At 38.1% G+C, this 2,432-nt stretch carries 2 protein-coding genes; both read right to left on the bottom strand.

The window, feature by feature from the left end:
* Positions 1 to 114: 114 nt before the first annotated feature.
* Entirely contained in the window at positions 115 to 1,005 is an 891-nt protein-coding gene (fabD, locus tag GOQ16_RS17095; RefSeq protein WP_160070405.1) for an ACP S-malonyltransferase, read from the bottom strand.
* Positions 1,006 to 1,079: 74 nt separating this feature from the next.
* On the bottom strand, positions 1,080 to 2,315 hold the full coding sequence (locus GOQ16_RS17100) for a M16 family metallopeptidase (RefSeq protein WP_160070406.1): 1,236 nt from the start codon (positions 2,313 to 2,315) through the stop codon (positions 1,080 to 1,082).
* Between the last annotated feature and the right edge of the window lie 117 nt (positions 2,316 to 2,432).

The following is a 2,432-nucleotide window of genomic DNA, read 5'->3' on the forward strand; positions in this document are numbered from 1 at the left end:
ATTCTCAATCAGGGTTAGTCGCTTACATCCCACAGGCTAAACACCTGTGGGTTTTACGCTCCGTTTTATAAAAAAGCGACTCTGAGAGTCGCTTTTTCTATGTATTTAAACTTCTTATTCTGCGATAGAAGCAGAAGACGTTTGTGCTTGACGATCTACTTTTTTCACCAATCCTTGCAAAACATTACCTGGACCAACTTCCACAAAAGCTTCAGCTCCATCTGCTAGCATATTTTGTACGGTTTGCGTCCAACGAACTGCACCAGTTAATTGTGCAATTAAGTTTGCTTTTATTTCTTGTGGATCTGTGTATGCTTTAGCATCTACATTCTGGTAAATCGGACATAAAGGAGATTGAATGTCTGTAGCCTCAATAGCTGCTTGCAATTCAACTTTCGCAGGCTCCATCAGTGGCGAGTGGAATGCACCACCTACATTCAATTTCAATGCACGTTTGGCGCCAGCCTCAGTCAATAAAGCACATGCTTTATCTACACCTTCAATAGAACCCGAAATAACCAATTGTCCAGGACAATTGTAATTCGCGGCTACAACAACTTCTTCTACTTGCGCACATATTTTTTCTACTGTCTCATCGTCTAAACCTAAGATTGCTGCCATAGTAGAAGGTTGCAATTCACATGCTTTTTGCATTGCATTCGCGCGTTGAGAAACTAATTTCAGGCCGTCTTCAAAAGATAATGCTCCTGCAGAAACCAACGCAGAAAACTCACCCAAAGAGTGACCTGCAACCATTGAAGGTTGGAATTTATCACCCAAAGCTTTTGCTAAAATTACAGAATGCAAGAAAATAGCAGGCTGCGTAACATTGGTTTGTTTAAGATCTTCGTCTGTACCATTGAACATTATATCTGTGATACGAAAACCTAAAATATCGTTTGCTTTCTCAAATAAAGCTTTCGTCTCTTCATTAAGATTGTACAAGTCCTGACCCATTTCTACGAATTGAGCACCCTGACCTGGGAAAATGTAAGCTGTTTTCATGACGACTTATTTTCTATGTTAAAGGTTATTATCTAATGGAAAATATCGGCAAATATAACAATATTGCTGAAATGCTATTCTTCTTCGGGCACAAAGCTCAACGAAGTCAACTTTGATTCATCAAAAAATGTCTGCGATAGATCCAGAATATCTTCAGTCGTTACCGCATCAATCTTATCAAAAACATCTTGCAACGGAATTACTTTGCCGTAATCGATGAGATTTTTTGCTTCTGCAATGATCATACTCATGCGACTTTCTTCTGCCAAAGCAATTTGACCTTTAAACTTTTGTTTCGCTTGTTTGAGCTGATAAGCCGATATAGGTGCTTGCTTGAGTTTATTCAATTCTTTGAATACCAAAGAAACTGCTTTCTTCAATTTCTCTTCGTCCGTACCCAAATAAATATTAAAATGTCCTGTATCAGTGTACATCGTGAAATTGGATTCGATCGTGTAGGCAATACCATATTTCTCACGAATAACCAGATTCAAAATAGAGCTCATCCCAAAACCACCCAACATATTATTCAACAACAACATGGCTGTTTTGCGTTCATCGTAAATACCGAAAGTATTCACACCAAGCATATAATGTGCCTGATTGATAGGTTTTTCGATCACGATTCGTTGACTTACGTTCTCGAAATTTACCTTATCCTGTTTGGCTCTTGAGTTGGATTTTAACTTCCCAAATATCTTATTGCCAAGTCGTTCTACTTGCGTTAGTGAATAATTCCCACCAATAGCAATGACAATTTCATTGGTATCGTAGTTCTTTTGCATGAAATCCAAAACATCGTCTTTCTGCAAAGATTTTAAGTCATCTTCAATCCCTAGAATATTATGTCCTAAACCCGTTCCTTTGAATAATAAATCTTCGAAATCATCCATAATGGATTCCTCTGGACTATCCAAATACGAAGCCATTTCATCCAAAATCACGCCTTTTTCCTTTTCGATTTCATTAGCAGGAAATGTAGAATGAAATAGTACATCTTCAAATAAATCCAAAGCACGCTCTAAATGTGGATTTAGAAATGAAGCGTGGAGGCAAGTATATTCTTTGGTCGTATAGGCATTCAAATCTCCACCAACTTGTTCTAATCGATTCAATATTTGATTTGTAGAACGTCGCTCGGTGCGCTTGAATAATAAATGTTCTATAAAATGCGCAACACCATATTTTCCTTCTTGCTCATCTTTCGCACCTGCATTGACAATCATACACGTGTGTGTGATTGGAGAATTTTGGTAATGTAATAATATTCTGATACCATTATCCAGCTGGATAAGATTGTATTCCTTCATTTAATGTACTAATGTAAAAGTGATTGCAAAGCTACACAATAAAATCGGATAGGAGGAACGGGATTAATTCCCGTTCCGACCTTCCACAGCACCGCACGTACCGTTCGGTATACGGCG

The sequence above is a fragment of the Sphingobacterium bovisgrunnientis genome (assembly GCF_009829085.1).
GTDB classification, from domain to species: domain Bacteria; phylum Bacteroidota; class Bacteroidia; order Sphingobacteriales; family Sphingobacteriaceae; genus Sphingobacterium; species Sphingobacterium bovisgrunnientis.